At 62.6% G+C, this 15,083-nt stretch carries 13 protein-coding genes; 3 read left to right on the top strand and 10 right to left on the bottom strand.

Features of this window, described 5'->3' with window-relative positions:
* A complete protein-coding gene (locus KHQ23_RS18985) occupies positions 1-723 on the top strand; it encodes an ABC transporter ATP-binding protein (RefSeq protein ID WP_032411914.1) in 723 nt (240 codons plus the stop codon).
* Here the strand turns inward: KHQ23_RS18985 and bioD are convergent.
* From bioD to bioB, 4 genes are read right to left on the bottom strand one after another with little or no spacing between them, the layout of a single operon-like run.
* Positions 665-1,387 carry a dethiobiotin synthase gene (bioD, locus tag KHQ23_RS18980; RefSeq protein WP_009486308.1) on the bottom strand — a complete coding sequence of 241 codons (723 nt, stop codon included), beginning with the start codon at positions 1,385-1,387 and terminating at the stop codon, positions 665-667. The genes KHQ23_RS18985 and bioD overlap by 59 nt on opposite strands.
* Positions 1,380-2,135, bottom strand: a complete 756-nt coding sequence (gene bioC / locus KHQ23_RS18975; RefSeq protein WP_004142100.1) for a malonyl-ACP O-methyltransferase BioC — start codon at positions 2,133-2,135, stop codon at positions 1,380-1,382. Before bioC ends, bioD begins: the two co-directional genes overlap by 8 nt.
* Positions 2,119-3,276: an 8-amino-7-oxononanoate synthase gene (gene bioF, locus KHQ23_RS18970; RefSeq protein WP_020317287.1), complete on the bottom strand. Its 1,158-nt coding sequence runs from the start codon at positions 3,274-3,276 to the stop codon at positions 2,119-2,121. Before bioF ends, bioC begins: the two co-directional genes overlap by 17 nt.
* Positions 3,273-4,313, bottom strand: a complete 1,041-nt coding sequence (gene bioB, locus KHQ23_RS18965; RefSeq protein ID WP_002895580.1) for a biotin synthase BioB — start codon at positions 4,311-4,313, stop codon at positions 3,273-3,275. Before bioB ends, bioF begins: the two co-directional genes overlap by 4 nt.
* 213 nt (positions 4,314-4,526) lie before the next feature.
* Between bioB and bioA the strand changes: the two genes are divergently transcribed.
* Both bioA and KHQ23_RS18955 read left to right on the top strand, forming a co-directional pair.
* The gene (bioA, locus tag KHQ23_RS18960; protein ID WP_026005843.1) at positions 4,527-5,816 is read left to right on the top strand and encodes an adenosylmethionine--8-amino-7-oxononanoate transaminase; all 1,290 of its coding nucleotides are present in this window, start codon (positions 4,527-4,529) and stop codon (positions 5,814-5,816) included.
* Between the two features lie 70 nt (positions 5,817-5,886).
* Positions 5,887-6,363: a kinase inhibitor gene (locus KHQ23_RS18955; protein WP_002895575.1), complete on the top strand. Its 477-nt coding sequence runs from the start codon at positions 5,887-5,889 to the stop codon at positions 6,361-6,363.
* A gap of 778 nt (positions 6,364-7,141) precedes the next feature.
* Here KHQ23_RS18955 and KHQ23_RS18950 read toward each other — a convergent pair.
* The 6 genes from KHQ23_RS18950 to hutI all read right to left on the bottom strand — a co-directional run bounded on the left by KHQ23_RS18950 (position 7,142) and on the right by hutI (position 15,036).
* Entirely contained in the window at positions 7,142-8,524 is a 1,383-nt protein-coding gene (locus tag KHQ23_RS18950; RefSeq protein ID WP_004147672.1) for an amino acid permease, read from the bottom strand.
* A 98-nt stretch (positions 8,525-8,622) separates the two neighbouring features.
* The gene (gene hutH / locus KHQ23_RS18945) at positions 8,623-10,149 is read right to left on the bottom strand and encodes a histidine ammonia-lyase (protein WP_021468185.1); all 1,527 of its coding nucleotides are present in this window, start codon (positions 10,147-10,149) and stop codon (positions 8,623-8,625) included.
* A complete protein-coding gene (gene hutU / locus KHQ23_RS26370; RefSeq protein WP_032421124.1) occupies positions 10,146-11,834 on the bottom strand; it encodes a urocanate hydratase in 1,689 nt (562 codons plus the stop codon). Before hutU ends, hutH begins: the two co-directional genes overlap by 4 nt.
* 142 nt (positions 11,835-11,976) lie before the next feature.
* On the bottom strand, positions 11,977-12,702 hold the full coding sequence (locus KHQ23_RS18930) for a histidine utilization repressor (protein ID WP_002895358.1): 726 nt from the start codon (positions 12,700-12,702) through the stop codon (positions 11,977-11,979).
* A 61-nt stretch (positions 12,703-12,763) separates the two neighbouring features.
* Positions 12,764-13,720, bottom strand: a complete 957-nt coding sequence (gene hutG, locus KHQ23_RS18925) for a formimidoylglutamase (RefSeq protein WP_012737676.1) — start codon at positions 13,718-13,720, stop codon at positions 12,764-12,766.
* Positions 13,717-15,036 carry an imidazolonepropionase gene (hutI, locus tag KHQ23_RS18920; protein ID WP_073553397.1) on the bottom strand — a complete coding sequence of 440 codons (1,320 nt, stop codon included), beginning with the start codon at positions 15,034-15,036 and terminating at the stop codon, positions 13,717-13,719. The genes hutG and hutI overlap by 4 nt, the downstream gene beginning before the upstream one ends.
* Positions 15,037-15,083: the final 47 nt, after the last annotated feature.

Here is a 15,083-nt window from a genome sequence, read left to right as displayed (position 1 = left end):
ATGTTGAATTTACAGGCAGTAAATCACTTTTACGGCAACCAGCATTCGCTGTGGAATGTCGATCTAGTACTACGCCCAGGAGAGTGCATTGGCGTACTGGGACGCGAGGGCATGGGAAAAACCACCCTGGTTAACTGCATTGCTGGCCACCTGCCGGTGGCTAGCGGCCGGATGACCTGGCATGACATTGGCGCCCCGCCGCAGGATCTCACCCCCCTGTCCGCTCAATCGCGCAGCGCCATTGGTATCGGCTACGTGCCACAAGATAAACGCATTTTTTCCCAACTCAGCGTGGAAGAGAACCTGCACATCGCCCTGGCGGCCGGGAAACCCGGGGCTAACGCCAGCGGCGGCGAGATTTATGAGCATTTTCCCGAGCTCTATGCCCTACGGCAGCGCAAAGGCGCCTCGCTGAGCGACGACGATCAGTACCAGCTGGCGCTGGCCAGGGCGCTGATCGTCCAGCCGCGGCTGCTGATCCTTGATGAACCCTCGCGCGGCAGAGGGCCGCGCTGCCTGCAAAAGCTGGCGGATCTGCTGCTGCGGTTAAATCGCGATATCGGCCTGACGGTGCTGCTCGCCGAGCAGCACCTGCCCTTTATCCGCCGGGTGGCGGATCGCTTCTGTGTCTTGCACCGGGGCCGTAACGTCGCCGAAGGCGATATTATGGCGCTGAATGAGCCGCTGCTGGCGCAGTGGATAACGCCGGATCCAGCGCCCTGAGGTCAAGATACTGGCCGAGATCGTCGCGCTGCGCGATATCGGCAAGCCACGGTATTTCGCCGAGGAACGGCGCGGCCAGTCGGTTTTTCAGCGTCGCCAGATATTCGGCGTGGCGCTTGCCCGGCGGCTGTACGTCATTGGCGATCCACCCCGCCAGCGGTAGTCCCGCCTGGCGTACCGCCTGAGCGGTAAGCATTGCGTGGTTGATACAGCCGAGCTTAACGCCCACCACCAGAATGACCGGCAGCTGTTCCGCCTGCGCCCAGTCGGCGAAGGTCAGGGAATCCGAGAGCGGCGTAAACCAGCCGCCGGCGCCTTCCACCAACACCCAGTCGGCGAGACCTTCCAGCTCACGCAGCCCGCTGGAGAGCCTGGCCGCGGCGATCGGCCGCCCTTCGTCGGCGCTGATGATGTGCGGGGAGGTCGGCTCGGCGAAGGTATAGGGGTTCACCTGGTCGTAACGCAATGCGACCCGACTATGACGCTGCAGCGCCAGCGCATCTTCATTACGCAGCCCATCGCCGGTAAGCTCGCTACCGGAGGCCACCGGCTTATAGCCGGCAGTGTGAAAACCCAGCAGATTCGCCGCCTGCAGCAGGGCGCTGCTGGCGATGGTTTTACCGACTTCAGTATCGGTCCCGGTGACAAAAAAACGTTTAGTCACGCTCAATGACTCCTGTAAAAAGAGAATACGTCAGCGGGCAGATGCCCTGCCGCTGCGGCCAGGCCAGCTGCAGCTCGCGCAGTTTGCCGCGGCCAAGCGGGGCGGCGGTCCGCCCCTGGTGCAAATGGGTGGCGCCGATGCCCTTCAGCGAGCGCATAGCGCTCAGCGCATCGGCGAACGGCAGGCTAATCTGATGAACCTCGCCGGTCGCGCGCAGGCCGCTAAGCGCCGCGCGCACCGCCGCTTCGCTAAGGAAACGGTTGGCATGCGGCCGGTCGTCGATGGCCTGCCACGCCTGATTGAGCTCCGGCAGCGAGTCGGCGAGCAGCGTGCTAAACGCCACTCTGCCGCCGGGACGCGCCACCCGGTACAGCTCGCCAATTGCCGCCCGTAGATCGTCGCACCACTGCACCGCCAGATTGCTCCACGCCAGATCGACGCAGGCGTCCGGCAGCGGCAGCGCCTCAATATCTCCCAGCAGATAATGCTGCGCGGCGTCGTTACGCTGCGCCTGGGCGAGCATCCCGGCGGAGAGATCCAGCGCGGTCACCACGCTGCCCGCCTCACGCCAATAGCGACTCATACTGCCGGGGCCGCAGCCGGCATCCAGCACCTGCGCAAAATCGCGGCGCGCCAGCTGGCGCAGCAGTAGATCGGCGCAGCGCCGCTGCAGTTCATCATGTTGCGTATAGCCGCTGGCCGCCCGGCCAAACGCCGCGGCCACCGCCTGCTTATTCACTGTGGCCATGCAGCACCTCCAGTAAACGGTTAATGTCTTCAGCATGATGGGCGGCTGTCAGGGTCAGGCGCAAACGCGCGCTGCCGACCGGCACCGTCGGTGGACGGATCGCCGTTGCCCAGCAGCCCGCGTCGCGTAGACGGCAGGCCAGGTTCAGCGCCCGGGCGTTGTCGCCGACGATCAGCGGCTGGATCGCGCTGACGGAGTCGGTCAACCCCAGAGACACCTCGCCCATCCCCTCACGGAACTGACGGATGCGGGCGGCCAGGATGTCGCGACGCTGCCGCCCTTCATCGCTGCGAATGATCCCCAGGGCAGCGCTCAGCGCCACCGCCTGGGCGGGCGGCATCGCGGTGCTGTAGATCAGATGACGGGCAAACTGCAGCAGATAATCGGCCATTGCTTCGTCGCACAGCACCGCCGCGCCGCTGACGCCGAAGGCCTTGCCGAAGGTAACCACCAGCAGCTCAGGGCGCACCGCCTGCGCGGCGCAGCTCCCGCGTCCTTCGTCGCCGACCACGCCAACACCGTGGGCGTCATCCACCAGCAACACTGCCCCTGCGGCCTGCGTCGCGGCGTGAATGGCCGCCAGCGGCGCGCTGTCGCCGTCCATGCTGAAAATGCCTTCAGTGACCGCCAACTGTTCGCCCGCCAGCGGCTTAGCCAGCAGTTGCGCGAGCTGCTGCGGATCGTTGTGGGTAAAGCGCCGCAGCTGCGCCGGGCTGAGGCTCGCGGCCTCCAGCAGAGAGGCGTGGCTCAGGCGGTCGGCGACAATCCGATCGTCTTTCTCCACCAGGGCGGCGATCAGCGCCTGATTCGCGGCAAAGCCGGAGATAAACAGCAATGCGCGCGGATAGCCCAGCCAGTCGGCGAGCGCCTCTTCCAGCGCGCGGTGGGCTTCGCTATAGCCGCTCACGTGGCCCGAGCCGCCGGCGCCGACGCCATAGCGCGTGGCCCCCTGTTGCCAGGCGGCGATAATCGCCGGATGCTGACTCAGGCCCAGATAGTCATTGCTGGAGAAGTTAAGCCAGCGCTCCCCTTCCCGCTCCAGCCAGCGCCCGGCGCCGTGCGTCACCGGCAGGCGGCGGCGAAAAGCTTCCGCCGCCCGCCGCTCGTCCAGCGCCCGATCGATTCGCTGCTGCCAGCTCATAGCGCCGCCGCGTTGTAATATTCCTCAGTGTCCGGGGTGAGTAAGGCCTGCTCCAGACGTTGCTGCTGCTCATTGTCGCCTTCCAGCACCGCCGTCTGCTGCGGGTTGATCCCCAGCTTGCGGAACAGCTGCAGGTCTTTGTCCTCTTCCGGGTTCGGCGTGGTCAGCAGCTTGCAGCCGTAGAAAATCGAGTTCGCCCCGGCCATAAAGCACATCGCCTGGGTCTGCTCGTTCATCTGCTCGCGGCCGGCGGAGAGACGCACGTAGGAGGTGGGCATCATGATGCGCGCGATGGCGATAGTGCGGATGAAATCGAAAGCGTCGACGTCGTCGTTATCCGCCAGCGGCGTGCCCTTGACCTTCACCAACATGTTGATCGGTACGCTCTCCGGCGGGGTCGGCAGATTAGCCAGTTGCAGCAGCAGTCCGGCGCGATCTTTTACGCTCTCTCCCAGCCCGACGATGCCGCCGGAGCAGACTTTGATCCCAGCATCACGCACTTTATCCAGCGTATCCAGGCGCTCCTGGTAGGTGCGGGTGGTGATGATGTTGCCGTAAAATTCCGGCGAGGTATCAAGGTTGTGGTTGTAGTAATCGAGGCCCGCTTCGGCCAGGCGCTGCGCCTGACTGTCGGTCAGGGTGCCGAGCGTCATACAGGACTCCAGCCCCAGCGCCTTCACCCCTTTCACCATCTGCTCCAGGTAAGGCATATCGCGGTCATTGGGGTTTTTCCACGCCGCGCCCATGCAGAAGCGGGTGGAGCCGGCGTTTTTCGCCTGGCGCGCTGATTCCAGCACCTGCTCAACCTCCATCAGGCGCTCGGCTTCGAGGCCGGTTTTGTAGCGTGCGCTCTGCGGGCAATATTTACAATCTTCCGGGCAGGCGCCGGTTTTGATCGACAGCAGGGTGCTGACCTGCACCTGGCGCGGATCAAAGTGTTGACGATGGATTTGCTGTGCTTCGAATAGCAGATCGATCAGCGGTTTATTAAATAATTCCGTTACTTGCGACATTGTCCAGCGAGGTTGGTGAGCCATTTTCCTCTCCAAAAGGTCGTACACTTCCTATTTCACACAGCCTCTTTGTTGGCTGCACTCGCGCACCCCAGTCACATAGTGAACTATGCTCCTGGGGATGTTCTCGCTTGCCGCCTCGATGCTGCGCGAAATATTTTGTGTACGTTTCATTGTAAGTAAGTTCAGTGTAGACTTGTAAACCTAAATGTTTTCAAAATGGTTTACAAGTCGCTTATGACACTGGACGATCTCGCTTTCGATCGGCGCCACATCTGGCACCCCTACACCTCTATGACTTCCCCCCTGCCGGTCTACCCGGTGGTGTCCGCCCACGGTTGCGAGCTGTCCCTCGCCGGCGGCGAACAGTTGGTTGACGGTATGTCTTCCTGGTGGGCGGCGATCCATGGCTACAATCACCCACGCCTCAATGCGGCGCTGAAGGGACAAATTGACCAAATGTCGCACGTGATGTTCGGCGGGATCACCCATCCGCCGGCAGTTGCGCTATGCCGTCAGCTGGTGGCGATGACCCCGGCCTCGCTGGAGTGCGTTTTCCTCGCCGACTCCGGTTCAGTGGCGGTAGAGGTGGCGATGAAAATGGCGCTGCAGTACTGGCAGGCTAAAGGCGAACCACGTCGTCGTTTTCTGACCTTCCGCAACGGCTATCACGGGGATACCTTTGGAGCGATGTCGGTCTGCGATCCGCAGAACTCGATGCACAGCCTGTGGCAGGGCTACCTGCCGGATAACCTGTTCGCCCCCGCGCCGCAAAGCCGCTTCGACGGCGAGTGGGACGAGATGGATATGGTACCGTTTGCCCGCCTGATGGCCGCGCATCGTCACGAAATCGCCGCGGTGATCCTCGAACCTATCGTCCAGGGGGCGGGCGGCATGCGGATGTACCATCCGGAGTGGCTGAAGCGGGTGCGTAAAATGTGCGACCGGGAAGGGATACTGCTGATCGCCGATGAGATTGCCACCGGCTTTGGCCGCACCGGCAAGCTGTTCGCTTGTGAACACGCCGGGATTACCGCCGACATTCTGTGTCTGGGCAAAGCGCTGACCGGCGGCACCATGACCCTTTCCGCCGCCATCACTACCCGAACGGTTGCTGAAACCATTAGCAATGGCGAAGCCGGTTGCTTTATGCACGGCCCCACCTTTATGGGCAATCCGCTGGCCTGCGCGGTGGCCGGCGAAAGCCTGCGCCTGCTGGAGAGCGGCGAATGGCAGCCGCAGGTGGCGGCGATTGAAGCCCAGCTGCAGGCCGAGCTGGCCCCGGCGCGGGGATCTGCGCTGGTCGCGGACGTCCGCGTGCTGGGCGCTATTGGCGTGGTTGAAACCCGTCGCCCGGTCAACATGGCCACCCTGCAGCGCTTTTTCGTCGAGCAGGGAGTCTGGATCCGTCCGTTTGGCCGGCTGATTTATCTGATGCCGCCGTACATCATCACGCCCGAGCAGCTGACCCGCCTGACCCGTGCGGTCAACCAGGCAGTGCAGGACGAAACATTTTTTAGCGAATAAATAGCGGAATTGCGTCGTCGGGAAGGCTACACTTCTTTGTTAATCAGCGCATTATCAATGAGGATGAAGCATGAAACTGATCAGTCACGATCTCCAGGACGGCGGTAAGCTGCCTAATCGTCACGTCTTCAACGGCATGGGCTACGATGGCGACAATATTTCGCCGCATCTGATGTGGGATGATGTGCCCGCAGGAACCAAAAGCTTTGTGGTGACCTGCTACGATCCGGATGCGCCGACCGGCTCCGGCTGGTGGCACTGGGTGGTCGCTAACCTGCCGGCCGATACCCGCGTCCTGCCGCAAGGGGCCGGTTCCGGTCAGGCGGAGCTGCCGGAAGAGGCCGTTCAGACCCGCACCGATTTTGGTAAGGCAGGCTACGGCGGCGCGGCGCCGCCGAAGGGCGAAACCCACCGCTATATCTTCACCGTCCACGCCCTGGACGTCGAGAAAATTGAGGTGGATGCTGAGGCCAGCGGCGCGATGGTCGGCTTTAACGTCCATTTCCATTCCCTCGCCAGCGCCTCCATCACCGCCCTGTTCAGTTAATCTTCCCCGGATAGCGGCTTGCGCCTTATCCGGGGTACCCGCGGCGCCATTTGTTTTTCGGGTGGCGCTGCGCTTACCCGACCTACACTACCCCCACGTCCATGCTAGCGCAGCGCCGCCGGGCGATTGCCGCGGGCACGGAGCCGCTTTTATGCCGGGCGGCGGCTAACGCCTTGCCCGGCCTACGGTGCTATTGCGCGGTTATTTTGCCGGGCGGCGGCTGACGCCTTACCCGGCCTACGGGGTCCAGACCCAGTATGTGAATCGCCGCCGAACATGGGGCCGCTGAAACTGCCGTTGTTGGCGGCCTCAACATCGCTGAGACGTTCCCGGAAGGCCGGGGCAGCCCGCATGGATGCGGGCTGAGGGCCGGGTTTTGCAAGGACGCTGCCTCGGCCCGACCCGAAGCCTGCAGGGATAAGTCGAAGGCACCACGAAGTGGCGATTTTGGCGGCCAGAGCCCGGGGGTACAGGGGGCGGCGGCGACTGGCCGCCCCCTGTGCGCTCCCTGCGCCATGAGTAACATAACGTAGAAGACATTTCGGGAGCGCAATGTGCTCGGAATTAATACAAAACAACTGTTTTTACCGGATTAAAACCGTTACAAGCCGATAGCAGTATCTACAATACCCCCAGGCCCGCGCAAGCGCAGCGCCGCCGGGCGATTGCCGCGGGCACGGAGCCGCTTTTATGCCGGGCGGCGGCTGACGCCTTGCCCGGCCTACGGTCCGTGCCATTTGTAGCCCCGGTAAGCGCAGCGCCACCGGGGAAATTGATCTTACTGTTCAGTGGCTACCTGCAGCGCCGTTTTACGCACCCGCGCATACCACACCACCGTCAGCAGCCCGAGCCAGACCAGGCCGGCGATCAGCGCCATCCGCGTTTCGGCAAACATCCCTAGTACGGCGATGACCAGCCCCATAAACAGCAGCGTCAACAGCGGCGCCACCGGCCAGAACGGAATGGGAAAGGCGATCTGGCTGCGCTCTTCGGCAGACAAACCGCGGCGCATGGCAAAATGGGATAGCAGAATCATCAGCCACACCCATACCGTGGCGAATGCCGCCAGCGAAGCAATTAGCACAAATACCTGCTCGGGGATCAGATAGTTCAATACCACCGCCGCCAGCAGCGCGCCGCCCATGACCACCACCGTCATCCAGGGCACACCGTTGCTGGCGATGCGCTGGAAGCTTTTCGGCGCCAGCCCCTCTTTCGACATGCCGTACATCATGCGTCCGGCGCCAAAAATATCGCTGTTAATCGCCGAGATGCTGGCGCTGATCACGATGATGTTAAGGATGGTCGCCGCCGCCGGGATCCCCAGACCGTCGAAAATAAGCACAAACGGACTCCCCTGTTCGCCAAAGCTGTTCCACGGGAAGATCGCCATCAGTACCGCCAGGGTGCAGACGTAGAACAGGATAATGCGCAGCGGAATGGTATTGATGGCCTGCGGGATCACCTTCTTAGGATCCTTCGCTTCCGCGGCGGTGACGCCGATAATCTCCACCCCGCCGAAGGCGAACATCACGATGCCAAGCGAGGCGATAACGCCCTGCCAGCCGTTAGGGGCAAAGCCGCCGTGGCTCCAGAGGTTTTCCAGCCCGGTGGCCGGGAAGCTGTGGCCAAAGCCAAAGAAGATGATCCCCGCCCCCGCCAGCATCATGGCGATAATCGCCACCACCTTCACCAGAGACAGCCAGAACTCCATCTCGCCAAATACCCGCACGTTGCACAGGTTCATCGCGCCGATAAAGAAGATGATGCTGAGGATCCAGATCCAGCGCGGCACATCGGGGTACCACAATCCCATATAGATGCCGAAGGCGGTGACGTCGGCCAGGGCGACGATCACCATTTCAAAGGTGTAGGTCCAGCCGGTAATAAACCCGGCCAGCGGCCCGAGATACTGGCGGGCATAGCTGCCGAAGGAGCCGGAAACCGGGTTGCGCACCGCCATCTCGCCCAGCGCGCGCATGACGATAAACACCGCCGCGCCGCCAATCAGATAGGCCAGCAGCACCGCCGGGCCCGCCGCTTTGATGGCTGAGGCCGAGCCATAGAACAGCCCGGTGCCGATAGCGGAGCCGAGCGCAATAAACCGAATGTGTCGGGCATTGAGCCCGCGCAGCAGATGTGGCTTGTGTTGTTGTTGCATATACAGGTGTCCTGATTTTTTTATATGACGACAAATATGCGGTGTAGGGCGGTCGGGGGAATGACTTCCCCCGACGCGGGTACAGAGAACAACGGTGATTAATGCAGTACGGCAGGCAGCAGACGCGTCAGGTGACGGGCCGCCAGAAGCGCAATGGCGTTATCGATATCCGGGGCGAAGTAGCGATCCTGCGTATAGTGCGGCACGCGTTCGCGCAGCAAGTGACGCGCCTCTTCCAGCAGCGGACTGGTGGTCAGTCCTTCGCGCATATCCAGCCCCTGCGCCGCCGCCAGCCACTCAACGGCCAGCACCCCGCGGGTGTTCTCGGCCATCGCCCACAGGCGGCGACCGGCCGCCGGCGCCATCGAGACGTGGTCTTCCTGGTTGGCAGAGGTGGGCAGGCTGTCAACGCTATGCGGGTGCGACAGCGCTTTGTTTTCACTGGCTAAGGCCGCCGCCGTGACCTGGGCAATCATAAACCCGGAGTTGACGCCGCCATTTTTGACGAGGAACGGCGGCAGCTGCGACATATGGCTGTCCATCATCAGCGCGATGCGGCGCTCGGAGAGCGAGCCGATTTCGGCGATCGCCAGCGCGATATTATCCGCGGCCATCGCCACCGGTTCGGCATGGAAGTTACCGCCGGAGATGACGTCATTTTCGGCGGCAAAGACCAGCGGGTTATCGGAGACCGCGTTGGCTTCAGCCAGTAGCACCTCAGCCGCCTGGCGGATCTGCGTCAGGCAGGCGCCCATCACCTGCGGCTGGCAGCGCAGGGAGTACGGGTCCTGCACCTTGCTGCAGTTATGGTGCGACTGCGAGATCGCGCTATCGTCGGTCAGCAGGTGGCGATACAGCGCCGCCGCATCAATCTGCCCGCGCTGGCCGCGCACTTCATGGATGCGCGCATCAAACGGACGACGTGAGCCCAGCGCCGCTTCGGTGGTTAACGCCCCGCAGACGACCGCGGAGGCGAACAGATCCTCGGCTTCGAACAGACCGCGCAGGGCAAAAGCGGTCGAGGCCTGGGTGCCGTTGAGTAGCGCCAGCCCCTCTTTCGCCGCCAGGGTAATCGGCTCCAGCCCCACCTGACGCAGCGCTTCGGTGGCCGGCAGCCATTCGCCGCCGCGTACCCGCGCTTTACCTTCTCCGAGCAGGGTCAGCGACATATGCGCCAACGGCGCGAGGTCGCCGGAAGCGCCGACGGAGCCTTTGGCCGGGATCCACGGCGTCACGCCGGCATTCACCAGGCCAATCAGCGCCTGGATCACGCTCAGGCGGATCCCGGAGAAACCGCGGGACAGGCTGTTAATCTTCAGCACCATAATCAGCCGCGCCAGATCATCGTCCAGCGGCTCGCCAACGCCCGCCGCATGGGACAGCACCAGCGAACGCTGCAGGTTCTCCAGATCTTCCGTCGAGATACGGGTCTGCGCCAGCAGGCCAAAACCGGTGTTGATGCCGTAGGCGGTACGCCCTTCGGCAAGGATGGCGTTGACGCAGGCCACGCTCTCGTCAATGGCGGCAAACGCGCCGCTGTCGAGGGTAATATTTACCGGGTGGCTGTAGATGTCGCGGAGCTGCGACAGGCTGAGTTGACCCGGGATCAAAGTTAAAGATTTCATTTAGCGTTCCCCTGCGTTGCCGCCACCATCGGAAGATTCAGACCCTGTTCTGCTGCGCATTCAATGGCAATCTCATACCCCGCGTCGGCATGACGCATGACGCCGGTGGCCGGGTCGTTGCGCAGGACGCGGGCGATACGCGCCGCCGCTTCATCGGTACCATCGCAGACGATAACCATCCCGGAGTGTTGCGAGAAGCCCATGCCTACCCCGCCGCCGTGGTGCAGCGACACCCAGGTCGCGCCGCTGGCGGTATTGAGCAGGGCGTTGAGCAGCGGCCAGTCGGAGACCGCATCAGAACCATCGCGCATCGCTTCGGTTTCGCGGTTCGGGCTGGCGACGGAGCCGGAGTCAAGGTGATCCCGGCCAATGACGATCGGCGCGGAGACTTCGCCGCTGCGCACCATTTCGTTAAACGCCAGACCGAGCTTTTGCCGCCACTCCAGACCGACCCAGCAGATACGCGCCGGCAGTCCCTGGAAGCTGATGCGCTCGCGCGCCATATCCAGCCAGTGGTGCAGATGCTGATCATCTTTAATGATCTCTTTCACTTTCGCGTCGGTTTTGTAGATATCCTGCGGATCGCCGGACAGCGCTACCCAGCGGAACGGGCCGATACCGCGGCAGAACAGCGGGCGGATATAGGCCGGCACGAAGCCCGGGAAATCGAAGGCGTTGCTGACGCCCACTTCCTGCGCCATCTGGCGGATGTTGTTGCCGTAGTCGAAGGTTGGGACCCCCATCTCATGGAAGGCCAGCATCGCCTGCACGTGATCGGCCATCGAGCGTTTCGCCGCCAGAATAGTGCCCTGCGGGTCGGATTCGGCTTTCTGCTGATACTCTTCCCAGCTCCAGCCTTTCGGCAGATAGCCATGCAGCGGGTCGTGGGCGCTGGTCTGGTCGGTGACCATATCCGGGCGCACGCCGCGCTTCACCAGCTCCGGTACGATCTCCGCGGCGTTGCCGCACAGCGCGATAGAGATGGCCTGCCCTTCGGCGGTGTATTTTTTGATGCGCGCCAGGGCGTCATCCAGCGAGGTGGCTTGCTCATCCACGTAGCGGGTACGCAGACGGAAATCGATGCGGCTCTGCTGACATTCGATGTTCAGCGAGCAGGCGCCGGCCAGCGTCGCGGCCAGCGGCTGCGCGCCGCCCATGCCGCCCAGACCGGCGGTTAATACCCAGCGGCCTTTCAGGCTGCCCTGGTAGTGCTGGCGACCGGCTTCGACGAAGGTTTCGTAGGTACCCTGCACGATGCCCTGGCTGCCGATGTAGATCCAGCTGCCGGCCGTCATCTGGCCGTACATCGCCAGCCCTTTGGCATCCAGCTCGTTAAAGTGTTCCCAGGTGGCCCAGTGCGGGACCAGGTTGGAGTTGGCGATCAGCACGCGCGGTGAGTTTTCATGGGTTTTGAATACGCCCACCGGCTTCCCGGACTGCACCAGCAGGGTTTCATCGCTTTCCAGGTTCTTCAGCGCCTTCACGATAGCGTCATAGCATTCCCAGTTGCGCGCTGCGCGACCAATACCGCCATAGACCACCAGCTCGTGCGGGTTTTCGGCGACATCGGGATCAAGGTTATTCATTAACATACGCAGCGGGGCTTCGGTCAGCCAGCTCTTCGCGGTCAGCGTCGTGCCTGTTGGCGCACGGACGTCCAGCTGGCGATATTTGCTTTGCGACATCGGGGTTTCTCCTGACAATGAACGTTGTTTACGTAGATACATATGCTTGTCTATACAAGCATGCGCAAGCCAGGATTTAACAGAAATGATACAATTTTGTTATATTGCGTCAGCAATCACGTTTTGCTGACGCCAGCGTGGATCAGGAGCCAAAGCGCCCCTGCAGACGATATCGGCTACCGGGGAACAGCAGGCGCGCGTGGGAGACGATGTGGGTTGTCGACCAGGTGCGGCGACGGATCAGCAGGCACGGATCGTGGGCGTGAATATGCAGCAGCGCGCACTCTTCCGCCGTGGCCTGCACCGCTTCAACAATGTGTTCACCTTCAGTTAACGGCGCGATCAGCGACAGGTAATCATGGGGCGTGGTGGCGGTGTAGTCCTGATGCAGATAGTCCGGGACCACTGCGGCATTGACGCAGCGATCTTCGATTTGCACCGGCACCTCGTTTTCGTAATGCACCATCAGCGAGTGAAAAATGCGGGTGCCTTCCGGGACGCTGAGCGCCGTCGCCTGAATATGATCCGCCCGGGTCTCCTCAAGCAGGAGTACCTCACAGCGGTGCTGATGGTGACGGGCGACAATTTCTGCGGCAATACTGCGCACCTCGAACAGCGCCGACTGCCCTTTCGGCTCGGCGACAAAGGTTCCCACCCCTTGCAACCTAACCAGCAGGCCTTCGTCCGTCAGCTCACGCAGCGCGCGATTGATGGTCATTCGGCTGAAGCCGAACTGGGCCACCAGCTCAGCTTCCGACGGGATACGGTCATGCGGTCGCCAGACGCCGCTGTGGATCTTTTCGCTGATCGCCTGCTTCACCTTTTCATAGAAAGGCGCGGGCGCGGAACGAGGTTGTTGTGCAAACATGGCCTGGCTTTCCTTATGCATAATAAGCGGAGCGGCGAAACGAAAATAATAGCGCGGATCGCTAGCGCCACCAATGGGCGATTTGCCATGCCACACGGGCCGCCGTGCGAGCGCCCTGACCGTCAATGTCAAACAGCGGGTTAAACTCCACCAGATCCACCGCCTGCAGCTTACCGCTGCGGCACAGCGGTTCAACGATGCGCAGCAGCGTGGCCAGCGGCACGCCCAGCGCCGCCGGGGCCGACACCGCCGGCATTTCTCGCGCCGGCAGCACGTCGAGATCGATAGTCAGATACAGACGGTCGAATTGCGCGATATTGCGCTCAAGCTCCGGCAACACGCGAGTTTCGAAGGCTGTCAGCACCTCCAGATCTTCAACGATAGCCACCTGGCGGCGCGCCGCTTCATCCCATAGCGCCTGGGTGTTCGCCGCCCGGCTAACCCCGATGCAGGTATAGTGAAAACCGCGCTGCTGCGCGTCACACTCCAGCGCCAACTGGCGGAACGGCGTCCCGGAGCTGGCGCAGTCGGCAAAGCGCAGATCCAGATGCGCATCGAGATTAATAATGCCCACTTTTTCGCCTGGGAAGGCATCCAGTACCCCAGCGCCGTGGCCGAAGGCCGTCTCGTGGCCGCCGCCCAGGACCAGCGTGCGTTTACCCGCCCGCTGACAGTCGGCCACCGCCTCGCGCAGCGCCTGATGCGCGGCTTCTAACTGCTCGCCGTCGACGCTGATGGTGCCCATATCCACGCAGCGGTCATGACCCTGATGGCTGGCCATATTGGCCAACGCCCGGCGCAGGGTCGCCGGGCCGTCCGCTGCCCCGGTACGCCCCTTGTTACGCCGGACCCCTTCGTCACAGGCGAAGCCGAGCAGCGCGATATCGCCGGGCATCTCCTGCGGCGCGAAGCGTTCCGCGCGGGCGATGGTCTGGAACAGGCGCAGCGCATTGGGCGCTTCCGCGCTGTCGTCGCGTCCCTGCCAGAGACTGGCTGGCGTAGCTTGCCACAGCATCATTGCAATTCTCCTTGAACAACGCGATGCCAGAGCGGACTGCGCCCCGGCTCATACACCATCTCGACGGGATGCTCAGCATCCCAGATGGCGAAGTTAGCGACAAAGCCCGGCGCCAGCTGGCCGTGGCTGGCCTGGCGCCCCAGCGCCCGCGCGGCATGGCGCGTCACGCCGGCCCACGCCTCCTCCGGCGTCAGGCCAAACTTGACGCAGGCCATGTTCATCGCCAGATGCAGGCTGGCGAAGGGGCTGGTGCCGGGGTTGAAATCGGTCGCCACCGCCATCGGCACCTGGTACTTGCGCAGCAGCTCGACCGGCGGTTTACGGGTTTCATTAAGAAAGTAGAACGCGCCGGGGAGCAGGGCTGCCACGGTGCCGCTTTCGCGCATCGCCGCCACGCCCTCTTCCGTCAGATACTCGATATGGTCGGCGGAAAGCCCATGATAGCGGCTCACCAGCTGCGCGCCGCCCAGCGACGAGAGCTGCTCAACGTGGCCTTTTACCGGAATGCCCAGCGCCTGCGCCGCCTGAAAGACGCGCTCAGTTTGCTGCGGGCTGAAGCCGACGTTTTCGCAGAAGACGTCAACGCTTTCAAACAGTCCCTCCTGCCACAGCGTCGGTAAAATGGTCTCGCAGACCAGCGTAATATAGCCGTCAGCATCGCCTTGATATTCCGGCGGCGTGGCGTGGGCGGAGAGCAGCGTCGCCGACAGTTCCACGCCATTATGATCGGCCAGTTGTCGGGCGACCCGCAGCATTTTGCGTTCGTTTGGCAGGTCGAGGCCGTAGCCGGATTTGATCTCCAGGGTGGTCACCCCTTCACGCAGCAGGCGTTCCAGACGCGGCTGGGCCAGCGCCAGTAGTTCAGCTTCGCTGCTGTCGCGCGTGGCGCGCACGGTGGAGTTAATGCCGCCGCCGCTGGCGCTGATGGTTTGATACGACACGCCGTTCAGCCGCTGCTCCCACTCCTGGGCCCGGCTGCCGCCGAAGACGAGATGGGTGTGGCAGTCGATTAATCCCGGCGTTACCAACCGGCCTTCAAGATCGATACTGCGCCCGCTGGGGACGTCATCTTCGGCGACAATCGCCGCGATGCGGCCGTCGCGCACCAGCAGCGCATGGCGCTCCAGCAGGCCGTAAGGTTGAGCGTGATCGGGGTTCAGGGTGGCGAGACGCCCGTTTCGCCAGATAACGAGTTCGGAAGTGGCTTCAGTCATAGCGTTTAACTTGTCATGGGTTGTATAGACATTTATTTTCATAACGCCGGTAAAGTCAACAATAGCGCAGGGAAATGTTATTTTTTTGTGACTAAAGACCATCCGGCAGGGCTGCGCGTTGCGTAAAGACGGTAAGTTTTTCCGTCCAC

The sequence above is a fragment of the Klebsiella sp. 64 genome, from assembly GCF_018223915.1.
GTDB classification, from domain to species: Bacteria; Pseudomonadota; Gammaproteobacteria; order Enterobacterales; family Enterobacteriaceae; genus Klebsiella; species Klebsiella pneumoniae.
Note: the sequence above shows the minus strand (reverse complement) of the source record. Positions and strands in the feature narration are given on the sequence as shown.